The 15,717-nt window shown below is 53.9% G+C and carries 15 protein-coding genes and 1 riboswitch; of the genes, 8 read left to right on the top strand and 7 right to left on the bottom strand.

Features of this window, described 5'->3' with window-relative positions:
- Nucleotides 1–176: 176 nt before the first annotated feature.
- Entirely contained in the window at nucleotides 177–794 is a 618-nt protein-coding gene (locus tag QZ516_RS12560; RefSeq protein WP_297190442.1) for an abortive infection system antitoxin AbiGi family protein, read from the top strand.
- Here QZ516_RS12560 and QZ516_RS12555 read toward each other — a convergent pair.
- From QZ516_RS12555 to moaA, 3 genes are all read right to left on the bottom strand, one after another.
- Complete coding sequence (locus QZ516_RS12555) at nucleotides 738–1,085, bottom strand: transposase (RefSeq protein ID WP_297190439.1); 348 nt, start codon at nucleotides 1,083–1,085, stop codon at nucleotides 738–740. The two genes, QZ516_RS12560 and QZ516_RS12555, sit on opposite strands and share 57 nt — an antisense overlap.
- A 72-nt stretch (nucleotides 1,086–1,157) precedes the next feature.
- On the bottom strand, nucleotides 1,158–2,366 hold the full coding sequence (locus QZ516_RS12550; protein ID WP_297190437.1) for an NnrS family protein: 1,209 nt from the start codon (nucleotides 2,364–2,366) through the stop codon (nucleotides 1,158–1,160).
- An 11-nt stretch (nucleotides 2,367–2,377) separates the two neighbouring features.
- Entirely contained in the window at nucleotides 2,378–3,382 is a 1,005-nt protein-coding gene (gene moaA, locus QZ516_RS12545) for a GTP 3',8-cyclase MoaA (protein ID WP_297190435.1), read from the bottom strand.
- A gap of 236 nt (nucleotides 3,383–3,618) precedes the next feature.
- On the opposite strand from moaA, the gene QZ516_RS12540 reads away from it, so the two are divergent.
- From QZ516_RS12540 to QZ516_RS12510, 7 genes are all read left to right on the top strand, one after another.
- Entirely contained in the window at nucleotides 3,619–4,890 is a 1,272-nt protein-coding gene (locus tag QZ516_RS12540; protein WP_297190433.1) for an alginate export family protein, read from the top strand.
- 114 nt (nucleotides 4,891–5,004) lie between these two features.
- Nucleotides 5,005–5,120, top strand: a riboswitch (TPP riboswitch).
- 53 nt (nucleotides 5,121–5,173) lie between these two features.
- Nucleotides 5,174–7,015, top strand: coding sequence for a phosphomethylpyrimidine synthase ThiC (gene thiC, locus QZ516_RS12535; RefSeq protein WP_297190430.1), 1,842 nt, complete (start codon nucleotides 5,174–5,176; stop codon nucleotides 7,013–7,015).
- Between the two features lie 52 nt (nucleotides 7,016–7,067).
- The gene (gene thiO, locus QZ516_RS12530; protein WP_297190427.1) at nucleotides 7,068–8,222 is read left to right on the top strand and encodes a glycine oxidase ThiO; all 1,155 of its coding nucleotides are present in this window, start codon (nucleotides 7,068–7,070) and stop codon (nucleotides 8,220–8,222) included.
- Between the two features lie 27 nt (nucleotides 8,223–8,249).
- Nucleotides 8,250–8,453, top strand: a complete 204-nt coding sequence (thiS, locus tag QZ516_RS12525; RefSeq protein ID WP_297190424.1) for a sulfur carrier protein ThiS — start codon at nucleotides 8,250–8,252, stop codon at nucleotides 8,451–8,453.
- Between the two features lie 3 nt (nucleotides 8,454–8,456).
- Nucleotides 8,457–9,233 carry a thiazole synthase gene (locus QZ516_RS12520; protein ID WP_297190421.1) on the top strand — a complete coding sequence of 259 codons (777 nt, stop codon included), beginning with the start codon at nucleotides 8,457–8,459 and terminating at the stop codon, nucleotides 9,231–9,233.
- Nucleotides 9,234–9,235: 2 nt separating this feature from the next.
- Complete coding sequence (gene thiE / locus QZ516_RS12515) at nucleotides 9,236–10,756, top strand: thiamine phosphate synthase (RefSeq protein WP_297190418.1); 1,521 nt, start codon at nucleotides 9,236–9,238, stop codon at nucleotides 10,754–10,756.
- 8 nt (nucleotides 10,757–10,764) lie between these two features.
- Complete coding sequence (locus tag QZ516_RS12510) at nucleotides 10,765–11,901, top strand: HesA/MoeB/ThiF family protein (protein ID WP_297190415.1); 1,137 nt, start codon at nucleotides 10,765–10,767, stop codon at nucleotides 11,899–11,901.
- A 74-nt stretch (nucleotides 11,902–11,975) separates the two neighbouring features.
- Here QZ516_RS12510 and QZ516_RS12505 read toward each other — a convergent pair whose 3' ends face one another.
- The 4 genes from QZ516_RS12505 to QZ516_RS12490 are packed head-to-tail and all read right to left on the bottom strand — an operon-like array spanning nucleotide 11,976 to nucleotide 15,690.
- Nucleotides 11,976–12,872, bottom strand: a complete 897-nt coding sequence (locus QZ516_RS12505; protein WP_297190413.1) for a hypothetical protein — start codon at nucleotides 12,870–12,872, stop codon at nucleotides 11,976–11,978.
- A gap of 19 nt (nucleotides 12,873–12,891) precedes the next feature.
- Nucleotides 12,892–13,188: a hypothetical protein gene (locus tag QZ516_RS12500; RefSeq protein WP_297190410.1), complete on the bottom strand. Its 297-nt coding sequence runs from the start codon at nucleotides 13,186–13,188 to the stop codon at nucleotides 12,892–12,894.
- Nucleotides 13,189–13,223: 35 nt separating this feature from the next.
- Nucleotides 13,224–15,326, bottom strand: a complete 2,103-nt coding sequence (locus QZ516_RS12495; protein WP_297190407.1) for a TonB-dependent receptor — start codon at nucleotides 15,324–15,326, stop codon at nucleotides 13,224–13,226.
- 49 nt (nucleotides 15,327–15,375) lie between these two features.
- The gene (locus QZ516_RS12490; RefSeq protein WP_297190404.1) at nucleotides 15,376–15,690 is read right to left on the bottom strand and encodes a nickel-binding protein; all 315 of its coding nucleotides are present in this window, start codon (nucleotides 15,688–15,690) and stop codon (nucleotides 15,376–15,378) included.
- Between the last annotated feature and the right edge of the window lie 27 nt (nucleotides 15,691–15,717).

Raw genomic sequence — 15,717 nt, 5'->3', positions numbered from 1 at the left:
GTGGCCGCCTTTTAATAATTATTATGAGGCCGAAGGCCTCATTAACAGACTGTTAGATGAGGTTGAAGTTGCGCGCATATGTGAATAACACGCTTGTCCATTGGACAGGTCGGGGACAAACGAATTCTGATGCGTTTTCAGCATTGACGTCTATCTGTGATGAAAGGCTTCTAAGGTTGAGCTATTGCCCAAACTACGTATCCGAAGATTACGATAAAAAATCAGCGATGGTGTGTTTCACCGATATCCCGTTATGGCACGCAAAAGAGCACTGTCGAATATTCGGAAAGTTCGGCATTGGCTTCAAAAAGGAAAAAATGATCGCCTATGGTGCGAACCCTGCTCTTTATACGACAGGTGAGCACTTTTCGCGTATTAAGAGGCTTTCTGGATTGCTGGGCAGAATGGAGGACTTAGAAAAAGATAGGGAGTGGAAAGAGGAGGTCGAGTCCTACAATTTCACTGAGGATGAGACGTTGGCATTTCAAGAGGTCACTGATTTTCTCCAAGAGTACTCATACAAAGGGCAGGATCATTCTGAGTATGTGACTTACTACCAAAGAGAGTGGAGGCTAACGTTTAGATCTCTACCATTCGCAGGTGGAAGGAAGCCTCAAGAGCCGGGCATGAGCTGCTTTTACTGCAGAGATGGGAAAAGCTATAGCACCGTCAAGTTCAGTACAGATGATGTTGATTATATCGTCGTGCCTGCGAGGTACTGGCTCAAGGGCAGAAAGCTAGCAAAACAAATTGGTTGTAAACTGAGGGTCTATGAGCTGTCGGTGTTCATCTAACAATCGCAGGCACAGCGACGGCTTTTTAAAGTAACGGACGTAACGCCGCCCCAGCGCCTGCATCATGTCTGATAACGCGCCATCGGTTTCCGGTGTTAGCAGCAAATGAACATGGTTCGTCATGAATACCCAGGCATGTACAGCGACACCGCATTCCACCGAATACTCTTTTAACCAATTCGCGTAGGCAGAAAAATCCTGTTCAGCGGCAAAGCAGGCTGAGCGGTTATTACCGCGTTGAATGACGTGCTGGGGCAAGCCAGCTGGAGAGAATCGCGGCAATCGAGCCATGGTCGCATCCTTGTAACCAGTCAATTTTTACGAATTTAAAAGTCTGATCTGACCCCACTTACACACTTACAACTACCCCGGCTGGCCATCCACCCGGGGCGTCACCAGCATCGGGATGTAGATCAGCGAGAACAGCGCAAACGCCAATATCCAGCTCAGCTGGGACAGGCCGACCCAAAGAGCGTAATAGGCGGGAGCCAACAGGGGCACAAATATCCTCAACAGCACCGCACCGCTAAGCAGCAGGAACATCCAGTTCACTGCAGCAGGTGGAGCAAACACATTTCTGCCGGTATGCCCCAGGCAGACCCTGGCCATCATGCCGAGGGTCATCAAGCCAATGCCCCCGAGGGCAAAGGCGTGCACCGCCAGGAACGGGGAAATGCCAGTCAGGGCTGCCGCCACGTTCAGGGCAAAGCCCAGCACCACCAAGCCGTAGGCAACGTGCAGCACCCACAGCAATGGCTTGCGCCAGATACCTTTGGTGTGCCAGCCGACCAGGCGAAGTCCCAGTAGTACCATCAGAACTGCTGCCACCAACGTTGTCATCAGGTTTCCCGGCGCGACCAGCTCAGCAGCAATAAAGGCGATCATCAGGAACGGCACTGCCTTGTCCAGCCAGGCATAATTGGTCAGGGTGACCGAATAGCCAACACCGCGCTCAGTGAAGAAGGGGATTACGCGTCTACCCATCATCAATACCAGGGCGATGATGATGTAAAAACCCAGGTATAGCCCCAGCCGGATGCCGTCGGCCAATATGCCGAAAACCCCGAGATAGAAGAGACCATTGCCGGTCAGCAGCAGCGCCAGTATGGCGATCACCACCAGATTGCGCTGGGATTTGACGCGAATGATCGGCACTGCCACCGCCGGGATCAGCATGGCCATGAATAACAGATCGGCGAAAGCGGTCCACTGCAAAGGCAGCCCTTCTTCTGAAAACAATCCGGCAAAGGGCAACAACCGCGCGGCCAGCCACAAGAAGAACAACAGAAACAATAATGCACCCCTGGGTGTCTGCAGACCTGTCCAGTTTTTCACCGCAGCCAGCAGGAACCCGGCAATCACCGCCACCGCGTAGCCGTAGATCATTTCGTGAGCGTGCCAGACGGTCGGGGCCAATTCATTCAAGGGCGATAGTATTTGCAACGGAAAAATCGCCGCCCAGATCGACATGGACAGCACTGCAAACAGGGCCGCACCCATGAAGAAAGGCCGGAAGCCCAGATTAAGCCATGCCGGTAAATTACTTGATTGAGGCTCTTGTATTTCGATCATCCTGATTCCCGTTAACCACCTGTGGCATTCATAAAGCGCAACACCTGCGGTTTGTCATCATGGTAAAAATAGTGTCGTTCCGGCTTCAATGCCATTGCATTGACAATCGCATTCTGCAAAGCGGGCATGTCCTGGGGGTAACGGCGCATCACCGCACGCAGATCCACCGAGTGTTCATTACCGAGACACAGTAATAACCGGCCTTCGCAGGTAACCCGTACCCGATTGCAACTGTCGCAAAAATTGTGGCTGTGTGGAGAAATAAAGCCGATACGACTCTTACTGCTACCGATACGATAGTACCTGGAGGGCCCGGCAGAAGTCTCGGTACTTGCCAGGAGCTGATAGCGTTCAGCGATGAGCGCTCTAACCTCCTCGCTGGAGACTAACCCGCCACGGCGATCGCGGCAATCGATCTGGCCCAGCGGCATCTCCTCGATGTAACTGATATCCAAACCCTTTTCCAGGGCAAAATCCAGCAGCGGCAGGACTTCATCATCGTTCAGATCGCGCACTATCACACTGTTCAGCTTTATCCGGCTGATGCCAGCTTTTTGTGCTGCGTCGATGCCAGCCAGTACCTGAGCCAGTTTTCCGGTGCGGGTAATGGCACTGAAGCGCTCCGAATGCAACGAATCAAGACTGATATTGAGCCGGCGTACACCAGCCGCTGCCAATGCCGGCGCCATGGTCTTCAGTTGGGAACCATTGGTGGTGATGGTCAACTCATCGAGACCGTCCAGTGCACCCAGTTGGCGCACCAGCGTCAATACATCCCGGCGCACCAGCGGCTCGCCGCCAGTGAGGCGGATGCGGCGCACCCCGAGGGAGACAAAGGCTCTACTCAAAAATGCCATCTCTTCCAGCGTCAGCACCTGTTGGCGCGGCAGAAACCGCATGTCTTCCGCCATACAGTAGACGCAACGGAAGTCACAGCGGTCGGTCACCGACAGGCGCAGGTAGTCGACAACGCGACCAAAACGATCCTCCAGAACGGTCTGGGGTTCACTCTGCATAGCTGGGGCTCCACAACGGCTTCAGTGTAAAAACGTGTTTTTTCAGGTGATCTCTAGTTTAGGAGTCGACAGCCTCGATTCGTTGATCGAAGTCAAACTTACCTATGTAATTAGCTGTTAACTTGCCACAGGAAGGAAAAAAATTCTTTGTAATTCATAAAGTTAATACCAAGGTAGCATTCATCATACCACTTTGGTGGCGGCTTCAGAAAAAGACCTTTTTTGGGAATTTGATTATGAAAAACGCTGTTGCAACAAAGCCAGTAATGGCTCTCCCCACCATTATCATGCTGGGAGCCCTGGGAATGGCCGGTGTGGTATCTGCCAACGGCACGGGTTCTCAGTCCGATGACTCACCAACACTGCAAGAGGCTCTCCGGAATGGCAAACTGGCATTTAATTTCCGCTACCGTTTCGAAAATGTAGACGACGATGTTCGCCCAGAGGAAGCCCATGCCTCGACCCTACGCTCACGAATCACCTATACCACAAAAAACTGGAATAACCTGCAGGTCCAGCTGGAAGTGGATGATGTCACGGTAATCGGCGGTGACAACTACGACGATCTGAACAACCATATGACCGACCACGCAGTGGTCGCTGATCCGGAAGGTACCGAGATCAACCAGGCCTGGCTCGCCTGGAGTGGACTGACCGACACCACCATGAAATACGGCCGCCAGCGCATCAACCTCGACAACCAGCGCTTTATCGGTGGCGTTGGCTGGCGACAGAACGAACAGACTTATGACAGCTTTACCATCACCAATCAATCCTTACCCGATACCACCCTGTTCTATGGTTACATCAATAACGTGAACCGTATCTTCGGTCCGGACGGTGGCCGCACAGGTACCCCCGCCTCAGATGTCGACTGGGATAGCAGCGCCGATGTCATCAATATCAATTACCAGGGCTTTGGCATAGGCACCCTGGCTGCCTACGCCTACCTGCTGGATCTGGAAGATGCGCCCTCCGCATCCAGTAAAACCTACGGTGTCCGGTTGTCCGGTGCACAGGGCAAGGACACCAAATGGCTCTACACGGCAGAATACGCGTGGCAATCCGACTACAAAGACAACCCGGCCAGCTATGACGCTGATTACTACAATCTGGAGGCCGGCATCCAGACAAAATTGCTGACCGCCAGACTGGGTATGGACGTGCTTGAAGCCGATGACCATGCAGGCGTGGCCTTCTCGACACCACTGGCCACCCTGCACAAATTCCAGGGCTTTGCAGACCAGTTTCTAAACACCCCGACCACCGGTATCGAGGACCGCTATGGCTCTATTGAGAGCAAGGTGTTCGGCACACTGGTACAGCTGACCTACCACGATTTCAACGCTGAGGAAGGAAACGCCGATTACGGTGACGAAATTGATATCGCCATTGCCAAACAGGTCCATAAAAATGTTCACCTGTTACTGAAGTACGCCAACTACAACGCAGATGACTTCGGCACCGACACCCAAAAGGCGTGGCTGCAAGTGACGGTTGCATTCTGAGCCCCGGCAATGCTGCTCCCTGCCAATAGAAGGTGGGGTGGAGGTTGGAATCTGCGTCTCTACTTCAAAGTACGCTGATAGTAAGGCACCACCAGATTGCGTATAATGATTCGTTACATGCTCTTGGGGTGCCGCAAGGCTGAGATGCTGTTTTTTCCCGAAAGGGGGACAGCGAACCCATTGAACCTGATCCGGTTAGTATCGGCGTAGGGATGGGCTCTCGATTGCAGCAATGCCACTCTCTCTATGCCTCACAATTCATCTATTTCTGTGAGGAGCAACCATGAATTCCAAGACACCTGTACAACCCGCCACCAGGAACATCATCACCCGCGAACCGCTGCCCGCCAGCCAGAAAATCTACCTGAGCTCGGAAAGCCGCCCCGACGTGCGGGTGCCAGTGCGGGAAATCAGCCTTACCGATGGCACTGCGGTGACGGTCTACGATACTTCGGGCCCTTACACCGACCCGGAGGTGGATATCGATGTCCACAGGGGCCTGCCGGACCTGCGCGGCGCCTGGATCGAAGCACGCGGCGATACCGAGTTCTATGAAGGCCGTGAGATCGCGCCCATCGACAATGGCCACGAGGAACAGGACAAGGCCTTCAGGTTCTATAACGAAGCGCTACAGCGTCAGCCCCGCCGCGCCAAAGCCGGAGGCAACGTCACCCAGATACACTACGCGCGGCAAGGCATCATCACCCCGGAAATGGAATTCATCGCCCTGCGGGAGAACCAGGCCCGGGAAGCGCTGAACAACGAATTCACTACCGAAGAGCGCAACAAGCGCCTGGCGGGCAATGCCATGGGCGCCAAGCTGCAGCCCATTACCCCGGAATTTGTGCGCAAAGAAGTGGCCGAGGGCCGCGCCATCATTCCCGCCAATATCAACCACCCCGAGCTGGAGCCGATGATAATTGGCCGCAACTTTCTGGTGAAGATCAACGCCAACATCGGCAACTCCGCCCTCACCTCCAATATCGAAGAAGAGGTGGAGAAGCTGGTGTGGTCCACCCGCTGGGGCGGCGATACGGTGATGGACCTGTCCACCGGCAAGCATATCCATGCCACCCGCGACTACATCGTCCGCAACTCGCCGGTACCCATCGGCACCGTACCCATTTACCAGGCCCTGGAAAAGGTCAACGGCATCGCCGAGGACCTCACCTGGGAGGTGTTCCGCGACACCCTGATCGAGCAGGCGGAACAGGGGGTGGACTATTTCACCATCCACGCCGGGGTGCTGCTGCGCTATGTGCCGCTGACCGCCGATCGGGTGACAGGAATTGTGTCCCGCGGTGGATCGATCATGGCCAAGTGGTGTATCGCCCACCATCAGGAGAGTTTTCTCTATACCCATTTCGAAGACATCTGCGAGATCATGAAGGCCTACGACGTCAGTTTTTCCCTGGGTGACGGCTTACGTCCCGGCTGCCTGGCGGATGCCAACGACGAGGCCCAGTTTGGCGAGCTGAAAACCCTCGGCGAGCTGACCAAGATCGCCTGGAAACACGACGTGCAGGTGATGATCGAGGGTCCCGGCCATGTGCCCATGCACATGATCAAGGAAAACATGGACATGCAGCTGGAGCACTGCCACGAAGCACCGTTCTACACCCTGGGGCCGCTGACCGTGGATATTTCCCCCGGCTACGACCATTTTTCCAGCGGCATCGGCGCCGCCATGATCGGCTGGTTCGGCTGCGCCATGCTCTGCTACGTGACCCCCAAGGAACACCTGGGCCTGCCCAACCGGGAGGACGTCAAGGAGGGCATCATCACCTATAAAATCGCCGCCCACGCCGCCGATATCGCCAAGGGCCACCCCGGCGCCCGCTACCGGGACGACATGATCTCCAAGGCGCGCTTTGAATTCCGCTGGGAAGACCAGTTCAACCTCAGCCTCGATCCGGAGCGAGCACTGGCTTTCCACGATGAGACCCTGCCCAAGGACTCCGCCAAGGTGGCCCATTTCTGCTCCATGTGCGGGCCCAAGTTCTGCTCCATGAAGATCAGTCAGGACGTGCGCGACTACGCAGCGGCTGAACAGGGCATGCGGGAGAAATCCGAGGAATTTCGCGCCAAAGGCGGCGACATCTACATCCAGGTGCGGGAGGACTGATGAGCTCGCCCGACAGCAGCATCATGGTTTGCCGTAGCAGGGGAATTCACCAATGCAGATAGCCATTGCCGGTGCCGGGATTATGGGGCGAGTGCTCGCGTGGCAGTTGAGCCAGCGCGGCCACCGACTCAGCATCTTCGACCGCGACCCCATCGCCAACGGCAGTGCCGCGGCCTATACCGCCGCAGGTATGCTGACCCCCTACTCCGAGGTGGCATCGGCGGAGCTGGCTATCCACACCATGGGCATGGCCGCCCTGCCCCTTTGGTCAGCCATGACCGATGCTCTGTCAGTCGCCGGCGGCGGTCGCTGTCACTCACACTGCGTCAGTTCCTGCGGCCAGTCCCATGAACCGGACTGCGACCTCTGCTTCCGGCAACAGGGCAGCCTGATCGTGGCCCACCCCGGCGATCGCGCCGACCACCGCCACTTCAATCAGCAGGTTATGAATAAACTGCGTCCCGACGCGGAGCAGTTCCAGCAGTTGAACGCCGCCCAGCTGGCAGAACTGGAGCCAGAACTGGCGGGCCGCTTTGACGAGGCCACCTACCTGCCGGAAGAATCCTGGGTGGACAACGAACAGGTGATGGCCTGCCTGGCGGACGCCCTGCTGGCCCACCCCGGGGTGGACTGGCACCCGCAGACCCCGGTGGAACAACTCGGCCCACACAACCTGAACGCCGGAGGTGAGAACTATCGTTTCGACTGGGTGATCGACTGCCGCGGTCTCGGCGCCAAGCCCGACTGGCCACAGCTGCGCGGGGTGCGGGGCGAACTGCTGTGGCTGCGGGCCCCGGAAGTGAAACTCCAGCACCTGGTGCGGCTGATGCACCCCCGCTATCGCATCTACGTGGTGCCGCGCCCCAACGATATCTACATTATCGGGGCCACCCAGATCGAGAGTGATAGCATGGGGCCGATCACAGTGCGCTCAAGTCTGGAATTGCTGTCCGCCGCCTACAGCCTGCACCCAGGTTTCGGTGAAGCAGAAATCGTTTCCAGCCGGGTCAACTGTCGCCCGGCACTGCCTGACAACCTGCCCGCCATTCGCTGGCAGGACGGTCTGATCCGAGCCAATGGCCTGTTCCGACACGGCTTTTTGCTGGCGCCGGCGGTGGCACAGGAAGTGGTGAACTGGCTGGAAAACGGGGATAGCTACCGCTCTCCCTATGCCGAACTGATTCAACCGCTGGCGGTTCCCGCCTGACCCCCTGGACAACACAAAGGTGCAACGTTGATTACCGTCTGGCTGAACAACGAACAGAAACAACTGCAAGACCCGATCTGCCTGGCCGAGGCCCTGACCCAGTGGCAGCCCTCCGGCAAAGGCTTTGCCATTGCTATCAATGAGGTGTTTGTGTCCAGGTCCAATTACGCCGTCACATCATTGCGGGACGGCGATCACATCGAACTGCTCGTACCGATGCAGGGGGGTTGAACTATGTGGCAACTGGCTGACCAGACGCTTGAGAGCCGACTGCTGATCGGCTCCGCCCTGTATCCCTCGCCGAGCATCATGCAGGATGCCATCCGCGCCTCTGGGGCCGGGGTGGTCACCCTGTCCCTGCGACGCCAGAATCCCGGTGCCGGCGGCGGCAACGATTTCTGGGCGCTGTTGCGGGAGCTGGATCTGCACTTGCTGCCCAATACCGCCGGCTGCCACTCGGTAAAGGAGGCCATCACCACCGCGCAGATGGCCCGGGAGCTGTTCGATACCCGCTGGATTAAACTGGAAGTGATCGGCGACGAATACAATCTGCAACCGGACCCGTTCGGTTTGCTGGAAGCAACCCGCGAACTGATTTCACAGGGCTTCGAGGTGTTCCCCTACTGCACCGACGACCTGGTGCTCTGTGAGAAGCTGGTGGATGCCGGTTGCCGCATTCTGATGCCCTGGGGCGCGCCAATCGGCACCGGCAAGGGGCTGATCAATCCCTACGCACTGAACACGCTGCGGCAGCGACTGCCGGATATCACCCTGATTGTCGACGCCGGCATCGGCGCACCATCCCACGCCGCCCAAGCTCTGGAGATGGGTTACGACGGCGTACTGCTCAACACCGCCGTAGCCCAGGCCAGCGATCCGGTGACCATGGCCAGAGCCTTTAAACATGCCGTCAGTGCCGGTCGCCTCGCCTACGAGGCCGGCGTCATGCCGGCCCGGGACATGGCCCGGCCCAGTACCCCGGTGCTGGGCACACCGTTCTGGAAACCCTGAACATGTCCGTGACACATCCCACCAAGCCTGTAGTCCTCACCATCGCCGGCAGTGATTCCGCCGGCATGGCGGGCGTGCAGATGGATATCCGCACCCTGACTGCCATGGGCGTGCACGGGGCAGCGGCTATCACCGCCAACACCGCCCAGAACAACCGCGAGGTGCTGGCCATTCACCCGGTGGACAGTGAGGTGCTGGCGAATCAGTTGCGGGCCGTGGCGACAATGCCCATCGCCGCCATCAAGGTGGGTTTGATCCCCGGCAGGGAACAGCTGACAGCCGTCTGCAACTTTGTTAAGAACTCCAGCGCGGTGGAGCGCCGCAGCGATATAAAAAGCAGCGGCGCTCCACTGGTGCTCGACCCGGTGCTGGCCGGCAGTTGCGGCGACAGCCTCACGGAATCCGATCTGACGGTCGCCCTCAAGTCTGAGCTGCTGCCGGTCTGCACCCTGCTCACCCCCAACCGGCAAGAGGCGGAAGAGCTCAGCGGGCTGCCAATTCGCAACAGCGACGATGTTGAAAGTGCCGCCCGCGCTCTGCTGGACACCGGTGTCAAAGCCGTGCTGCTGAAGGGCGGTCATAGTAACGGCCCACTCAGCCAGGATTTTTTCTGTTCCAAAGAACACACCTTCTGGCTCACCAGTCCGCGCCTGACAACTGATCATAGCCGGGGCACCGGCTGTGCCCTGTCCTCTGCCATCGCCGCGGCCCTGGCGAGGGGCTATGCCCTGGCAGACGCGGTGGTGATCGGCAAGATGGCCATCAATCAGGGTCTGCGTCAGGGCTATGGCATTGCCGGCGACGGCGGACCGGTGGCCATCGAGCGTTTTCCCGGGCAACAGATCGACCTGCCTCTGTTGACCCGCGGGGCAGACGCCAATCCCGAACCACCGGCCTTCCCGCCCTGTGCAGACGCCCCGCTGGGGCTCTACCCCATCGTCGACCGGGCGGAATGGTTGGCGCGCCTGCTGCCCACCGGCATCAGCACCGCGCAACTGCGGGTCAAGGATCTGGAGGGGAATGCCCTGAAGCGGGAAATTACCGCGGCCATTGAGCTCTGTCGCCGCTACGATTGCCGGCTGTTTATCAACGATTATTGGCAGCTGGCCGTGGAGCTGGGCGCCTACGGCGTGCACCTGGGCCAAGAGGATCTGGACGACGCCGATATCGAAGCGATTCGCCGCGCTGGCCTGCGGCTGGGCATCAGTAGCCACTGCCACTACGAAGTGGCCAGAGCCCATAGCTTCAACCCCTCCTATATCGCCTGCGGCCCGATCTTCCACACCACCACCAAGGACATGCCTTGGACACCCCAGGGTCCCACAGGACTCAGCTACTGGCAGGATATGCTGAACTATCCGCTGGTGGCCATCGGCGGTATCAACCGGGAACGGCTGCCCGGTATCGCCGCCACTGGAGTGAGTGGCGTGGCAATGATTACTGCCATCACCCGGGCAGATGATCCTGAACAGACCTGCAGGGAGTTCCACACTTTATTGGCAGCTGCCATTAAACCGGAGTAGGGTGAGCCATGAATGAAAACATAACCAGCTTCAGTGCCAGCGAATGGCTGCGCTATACCCGGCACATCCAGCTGCCGGAAGTGGGCGCTGCCGGACAACTGAAATTGAAACAGTCCCATATTCTGGTGATTGGTGCCGGTGGACTGGGTTCGCCGGTGGCGCTTTATCTGGCCGCCGCCGGAATCGGTCACCTCACGCTGGTAGACGGCGATGTCGTGGACACCAGCAACCTGCAGCGGCAGATCATCTTCGAGCACAACCAGGTGGGACAGCCCAAGGCCCTGGCCGCCAAAGATCGCCTGCTGCGACTCAATCCGGATATCCGCGTCGATGCCGTCGAGGCTTTTCTCGGTTCTGACAACGCTACTAAGCTGGTGGGCTCTGCCGATCTGGTAGTGGACTGTACCGACAACTTCAGTGCCCGCTACCTGATCAACGACTATTGCTGCGCTCTCGGCAAACCCTGGCTGTTCGCCAGCATCCAGAAATTCTTTGGCCAATGCGCCCTGTTTACCCCCGGTAATGCCTGCTTCCGCTGCCTGTTTCCAGAGCCCCCCATCAATGTGGAGGACTGCAACAGCGCCGGGGTGATCGGCGTACTGCCTGGCCTGCTCGGCGTGCTGCAAGCCAACGAGGCCATCAAATACCTGCTGGGACTGCCGACACCGCTGCAAAATCATCTGTTGCTGGTGGATGCCCTCAACCTGGAATTCCGCTCCATACAATTGACCCGTAGCGACAACTGCGCCGCCTGCGGCAATCTGGCTGGCGCTCCCAACTTGCCACGAGAAACTCCGCCCCAGTGCACTCTCGACACAAGAGATATCGACACCAGAGAAGGCACTCGATTAAATCCTGAGGACTTCCGGAATCGCCACCGCCAGGGTGATTGTGTGTTACTGGATGTGCGCAGCCCGACCGAGCGTCAGGCATTCCATATCGGCGGACAACACATTCCGCTCGATGAACTGCCGCAACGACTGACGGAACTGGAGGGTGTGGAAACTGTGCTCTGCTACTGCCAGAGTGGCGTTCGCAGTGGCAAAGCACTGGCGCTTTTGAAAGAGCTGGGCTTCAACGGGGCCAGCCTGGATGGCGGGCTACTGGCCTGGCTACGTTTTATTGAGGCACAGGAAATGAAATAGAACAACGAAGTGATTAAGACATTATTGGGCTGACACAACGCTTGAACACCCCAGACATAGAATGCGACACAGGATTATAGGTCACCTAAAATTTCCTTCCTTTTTGACAGATATTCATCCTCTGAAATAAGGTTTTTCTCTCTAAGGGAATTCAAAACCACCAATCTTTCTTCCACGCCTCCTACCGTATTATTGTGTTTATAATTCGACAAAGACATCACCTCTTCTATCTCTTTGCGATTTTTTAATAGTTCTTTTTTTCTTTCCGTATCTTTCAGATACGCAACCGATTTAATCACCTTATCAAGATCGATAGAAATCCAACCAAAGTGATCATTATTACTTCCTCCCTGACTTAAACCATCAATCAAAAAAAGTTTTTTTTCAGACCACAGATCTTCGTTCCTACCTAGTTCTCTACTGCCATGATTTAAATTGTAACCTACTATCCCGATATTAGAAGGATCGTATGCTGCCTCATAACCGATATTTCTCGGCCTATCATACTCACCCAATATAATATTCAGCCTTCCGTTCTTATAAAAAGCTCTTCCAGAAATAAAATATGAAGATTTTTTTAATCCGTAAAACCTTTCTTTTACTTTTTCAAAAGAAAAAATGATATCTTTTTCAGCAGATGCCTCCCCAAGCCCTTCCACCAAAAACTGACTTAATACAGAAATATTATCTTCATCAAAAATCGTTTCAGAGTTAAAAAAATTATCGGATAAATCACTTTTCCACCTCAAAGAAGAAAGCCCATACCTGACAACATTGATATCCAAATCTATCGGGTGATCATTCAAACCATATTCATTAAAATCAAAATCTTCATATCTAATATATTGATTCTTATCATGCTTCCAAATTTCAGAATCTGAATAGTCAAAGTTAAAAATATTTAACGCCACCACATTTGAATAGTAGAAAATAATCGGAATAATCAATAAATATCTTCTAAAATAATTCATAAATAACCTTGCTTAAACTTTACTGAATACCATCGACATAATCACAAAGATTACTCAATAATAACTTCTGATACTCTGCCAGATATTCGATAGACTCAACCAAAATTGCAGCATGATAAATATCGAACCATTCACAGGACTCTTTATTTTTTTCAAACTCTCTTCTAATAAATGCCAACCCTTCTATACAACTCGAAATGTGACTAACATCCTTCAACATGGAAAAGTTAGCGCGCCAGGATAAATCATCCTTACCACTATCGGGATTAAAGCTTGCTCCATCAATCTCAAAAATCTTGTTATCAGCACTTTTCATCCATCAATCCCCTACCTTTTATTTAATTATTTTTTTCACCACTTTCTCGCTACTCCAAAATAAATTGACCTAGGCTCACCTGGAAAATAGCGATTCCCACTAAAGCTGGTATAGTCTGCTCGTTCGGCATATTTTCGATCTGCCAGATTGGTTACACGTAGATTCAGTTTCCAATGTGGAGTCACTTGCCAGTAACCATAGAGATTAAACAAATTATGGCCATCGTAGCGGTGTTCATTTTCAGGATCGGTATAGTATTTCCCTTGGTTCAGCCACTCTAGTTCCACCCTGCCAGAAGAGCGAAAATCCCAACCCAGCCTGGCACTGCCAAAATGTTTAGGCGCGGCATCCACCTCATTACCATCAATTTCTATACCGCCGGAAAGGCGCTCATCGCTGTACTCGTGCTTCGCGTAACTGGCTGCCAGAGCAAGATCAAACTGGTTATTAAACTGATAAGCGAAAGCGAGTTCCACACCTCTGGAGCGAATCTCCCCATCTGCAACGTTAAAAAAGTCAGAGTCGCGAAAAATCTCATTTCGTTTCTTCATAACAAACAGGGCTACTTCATAGGACAACTTCTCTGCCTGCCCCCTGAATCCAAGTTCGGAACTCAGCAGTTCCTCCGAGTCCAGCTCGGCTTCTACTTGCTCTCTTTCGAGACGGTACAACTCGGTCGCCTGGGGAGCCCGGAAACCCTGGGCCAGATTCAAGTAAATCTGGTGATTGTCGGCGAGATCATAGAGAAGCCCAAATTTGGGCGACCAATTTTCGAACCTGTCGGTTTGATCCGGAGGACGGCTATACCGACACCCTCCAAATCCGCAGGGAATGCCATTTTCATCGGTTCTACCACTAAGCATACGATTATCGTAGTTATACCTTAGCATTTCATAACGTAGCCCGGCTGTCAGCGCCAGTCGCTCTGTCAGCTGCCAATTGGTATGAATAAAGGGTGCCACCACTACAGCATCGACTTCATAATCATAGTGCTTACCCTCTGGAATCGTCGCCATCAGGAATACCGAACCCTCTGTCGGGGTATCCTGGCTCTGCTTCAGAAACGCCGAGGTGTATTCCACGTCAACACCGGTGACGATAGTCAGATCATTCCTGAGCCTATTGTGGTAGGCACTTTGTAGGCCGAAACTCTTCTGACCATTTTCTTCCAGGGGAGTACCCGGCAGGAAATGCTGAAGAAAATTCATATCTGTATAACGAAGATAAGGTGTCACAGTAATCAACGCGCGATCAGTCAACTGATAATCTATCCGGCTGGAAAAGCGTGCACTCTGTGTGTCCCGGTAAGCCTCGGGGTTAGGATTATCATTCCTTAGATGGGTAATTTTGTAGGCATCCTTGCCTACTATATAACCAGCAGTTTCCTGGTTCAGGTTGGTCATTGACAAGGATGTGGTCATCGTCAACGCCTCTTTACTATAAGCGTGTTTGAACGTGAATTTCTGCTGAGCGAATCCTGAATCATCACGGTATCCGCCATCGTGACTCAGTGACACATCCGCTCGAAAACCGTGAGCACCCTGAGTACCTGATGCGGAATATTTCGTCCTCAAGTAATCATGAGGTCCGCCTTCAAGACTCATCCTATATTCAGGATGCAATGTTGGATTCGGGGTAATGATATTCACAATACCATTCATTGCATTCGCCCCATACAAGGCGCTACCAGGTCCACGTACCACCTCGATACGCTCGGCCATTTCCGTGTGCGCATCAAATAACTCATTAATATTGCAGAAACCGGAGGCTCGCAGCGGAATACCATCTACTGCAGAAAGCACACTACCACAGCCTCCTGCACCTGTGAGCACGGGAGAACGTATAGAAGGCAGGTATTCTTGCCCATTACCCCGAGCAAAATTCGCACCGGGCACCCTGACCAATACTTCCTGAAAATGAGTATGAGCAGTAAGGTTCAAAGCCTGAAGCGGCACCACTGAGGTGTTGCCAGGCATTTTTTTTAGCGCCTGCTCCTCACGTACTCCTGTCACTACCACGGTATCCAGAATTTGTTCAGATTTGCCTGAATTATCAATCTCAACTATTTTTTCTGAAAAGCTATTCGTGGAAAGCATGCACAATAGAAGTGCAAGCATCGATTTATTTATAGCTACCACGACACATCCCTTTATCGAAAAAACAAATCAATTTAATGATAAAAAACGACTAAAGCCTATCACCGGATGTGGTTGGATCAATCGAATCAAATACTTCGTAAACTCTATCAACAGGGAAGCCACTTCTTTGAGAATGCTCATAAATCAAATCAACAGAATCCGAAAGATAAAAACAAAATGTTTTATCTTCGGCGATATATGAATATTCCCATTGTATATGCTTACCTTCTTGCTGCATTTCAAACAATACGTTATTCGAGTGACAGGATGTTTTTTTCCGACCATCCCCATCCATTGAAGCAATATCTTTTATATTTCTTTCAATAAAATATCTTGACAGCATTTTTTTCACCGTATCGCCCATATTAAGAAGCCAGCTTGATATGTTTTA

Origin of the sequence: uncultured Porticoccus sp., assembly GCF_913061305.1 — a bacterium.
In the GTDB taxonomy this organism is placed as follows: domain Bacteria; phylum Pseudomonadota; class Gammaproteobacteria; order Pseudomonadales; family Porticoccaceae; genus Porticoccus.
The sequence above is the reverse complement of the archived record's forward strand: the minus strand, read 5'-3'. Positions and strand labels throughout refer to the sequence as shown.